Below are 3,020 nucleotides of genomic sequence, written 5' to 3' on the forward strand. Positions count from 1 at the left end.
ATTCACGACCTCGCGAAGATCGGTGCTGCGCGGCCTGCCCAACCGCCGCGGTCCAGGCAGGCAAGGCGAGATCAATCCCCATTCCCGGTCCGTCAGATCGCTTGCATACCGCCTTGCGCGTCGGGCATATTGCCGACGGGTGAAATCAGTCCAGCCCATTGTGGTCTCCGTTCGTCCTAAGCAAACAAACAGAATCACAACTGGCTGATTTCACTCAACTCTTTTTCGGTCAGGCTCTCAGGCGTCTTGCTAAAAGATACGCGCGGGCCAACAGGGTCTCGCTACACCAAGCTCTCGACTTGCTTGCGGGGGAATTGGGATTCGTTAGCTGGACCAAACTCGTCTCCACCAGCAAAAAGGATTGGATCCCCAGTCCCGAACAGATGGCGAGCGTCGAAGCCATCGTTGAGGGAGCTCTTCCAGCAGATTTTCAGGCTGGGCATCCTGCAGCAATGGCCCACCGCTTGGCGTACCTGGATAACGCCGAACATGGCATGATCGGCGATCACCCATACCGCCTTCAGGTGGCTTTACACGATGTCATCATGGTGGGAGATGGGTGGAGCATCACAGTGCCAGAAAACCCTGGTGCGCGGCCGATCGTCCAGACAGTCACCGAAAATGATGGCAAATGCCCGGTGTTTGAGCTGGAATTCCTCCAGAAAGCACTTAGCCTAGTGAGAGATCGGGCTGCTCGGGTTCGGGGCGAAATCTCCACGGATTGGCCCCGACGGTCCACGAAACCCGACCTCGACGGGGTTGTTCGCCGCCCGTTGTGGGGGCGCGAGTCGGACGCGTGGTTCTGCTTACATTGTAGCGGAAAGATTACCGGTATTCAGATCGCTCAAAACCTCTGGCACTGCCCGGGTGTGGCGCATCGCCCCTCGACATCTTCGACAAGGCCTTCTGGTGTGAAGACGAGGGGAAGTCTCTGCCGTCAGTGAGAACTGACGGCGCCGTTGAGGGTGACAAACCCGATTTCCGGGTTGTCGATGACCGACCCAAACTTGAGTTGAATGGAGAGAAGATCACTCTCCTCATCCGAAGCGCATTGCTAGATGATGCGACGAACATCAGCGAGAAACTGGGCGCGCTTCAGGCTGAAATCACTGTCGAGGACGAGAGTGACGTCTGGATCTCGCTTGAGGAGGATTTGTGGCCGCACGACAAAGAGCCGGTTCAGGCCTTGATTGTAGCGGCACAGCTGGGTCTCGAGGTCGAACTCGAATCGATGTGGTCGACAATACCTTTCCACTGGCCAGGACTGGGTGAGCTAACCTCGAGCACGAGTGAATATACGCATGATGCTGGATGCGTACGCCCAATACGATTCCTTACCAAATAGCAAAACGTAGCCCGTTTGCGACTAACTTTCTCACCGGAAACCTATGCCAGTTGGTTAGTTGGTTGGTCACGATCGCTTTACACCTGTGATCGAAGGGCGACTTAGGCGAATCGTGGTCATCGCGCGGCGATAGTTGCCACGGAGACGGCTACCGTGCAAAATCGACATGAAACGCGGCGCGTGTGCACCGCGGTTCACCTTAGTAGGCCAGATCGGTGATAATCATGTGCACCACGTCCTTTTTGGTGGTGTCCTTGGTGGTTATCTCGTCGGCCCTTTCGGCCACGGTACATGACGGCGATGCGGTCGGTTACTCGCATGACGTCGTCCATGTTGTGCGCGATGTAGACGACCGCGACACCCTGTGATCCAAACCCGTTCAATTCGGTTCCGCTCGCCGTCTATACTGAAAAGAGCATCAACGATCTGCCTGACGTTCTCAGAGAAGCTCACTATTCCGATGCATGGTGGAAGGGCTTCGAGGGTGGCTCGCATCATGAACATTTAAGTGGTTAGACTGTAATCAGCCACTCCATGTCGCGTTGCGGCGCCGCGGCGGTAAACCCTTCGTCTAGCCTTAGGTCGTCGTCATTCCAGCTGTGATATAAGTGCGTCGTCTTTGCCGTCACCCATCCTCTAAACAGAGAGGGTCTGAGTTATGAAGGAAGGCTGGGAATGGTCATTTACAGACAATACAATCTTCTTTGCTTCGCCTTTTTTGTTTTCGCCGCTCCAACAGCCGGCGCGCAAGAAGCTAAGATACCAGAAGGGTATAGACTTGTATGGTCAGACGAATTCGATCGTGCCGGCCTGCCGGATCCCGCGAAATGGGTTTACGATACGGAGGGCAATAAATCGGGCTGGTACAACAACGAGAAGCAATACTATGCGGTAAAAAGACGCAAGAACGGCCGGGGTAAGGACGGTAAACTCATCATCACTGCCCGTAAGGAACGGCTGACGAGCGCATCCGACTACGGCGGACAGAACTACACCTCCGCGCGCCTTATCACACGCGGAAAGGCCGCTTGGGTTTACGGGCATTTCGCAATCCGCGCACGCCTGCCCTGTGGCCGAGGTACCTGGCCGGCATTTTGGATGCTTGGCGCTGATAAAACGCCTTGGCCTGAAAATGGGGAGATCGACATCATGGAGCAGGTCGGCAGTGCGCCAGACAAGATCAAGGGGACAATTCACACTAAGGCAACAGCGCGCACGTTCGGCATCGGGGGTGAAACCGTTCTATCAGACGCGTGCCGTCGCTTCCACATCTATACACTAACCTGGACTCCCACCGCGATTTCCATCGGTGTTAATGGGCACTCCTACTTCACCTACAAGAACCCTCAAGAGGGCAGCAGCAGTTGGCCTTTCGATACTCCCCACTTTCTCCTCTTGAACCTAGCTATTGGTGGCGACATGGCCGGCAAGATTGACGACGCAATCTTCCCGGTTTCAATGGACATTGACTACGTGCGCGTTTACCAAAAAGTCAATTAGCCCGACCGCGACGCGGTGCTTAATCTCCGCCCCCGGCGCCGAAATCAGTAACGCGGCGCAGATCCACACAATATGCAAGCAGCTAGACGCCGCGACACGCGGATAATCCCCACACCTTAGTCTAAAAGAGAGGCGCTAAGCGTCGTACAAACGCTCACCCTAGTGGATGGAATCT

General features: G+C 55.5%; 2 protein-coding genes and 1 pseudogene. 2 read left to right on the top strand and 1 reads right to left on the bottom strand.

The features are described 5' to 3' along the window. Positions 1-159, bottom strand: a pseudogene (locus USDA257_RS32945) (IS5/IS1182 family transposase); the annotation flags it as partial. Positions 160-940: 781 nt separating this feature from the next. On the opposite strand from USDA257_RS32945, the gene USDA257_RS32955 reads away from it, so the two are divergent. Both USDA257_RS32955 and USDA257_RS32960 read left to right on the top strand, forming a co-directional pair. Beyond that, the gene (locus USDA257_RS32955; protein ID WP_014858092.1) at positions 941-1,345 is read left to right on the top strand and encodes a hypothetical protein; all 405 of its coding nucleotides are present in this window, start codon (positions 941-943) and stop codon (positions 1,343-1,345) included. A 675-nt stretch (positions 1,346-2,020) separates the two neighbouring features. After that, positions 2,021-2,845, top strand: a complete 825-nt coding sequence (locus USDA257_RS32960; RefSeq protein ID WP_014858094.1) for a glycoside hydrolase family 16 protein — start codon at positions 2,021-2,023, stop codon at positions 2,843-2,845. Positions 2,846-3,020: the final 175 nt, after the last annotated feature.

This window comes from Sinorhizobium fredii USDA 257, assembly GCF_000265205.3.
Classification (GTDB): Bacteria; Pseudomonadota; Alphaproteobacteria; order Rhizobiales; family Rhizobiaceae; genus Sinorhizobium; species Sinorhizobium fredii_B.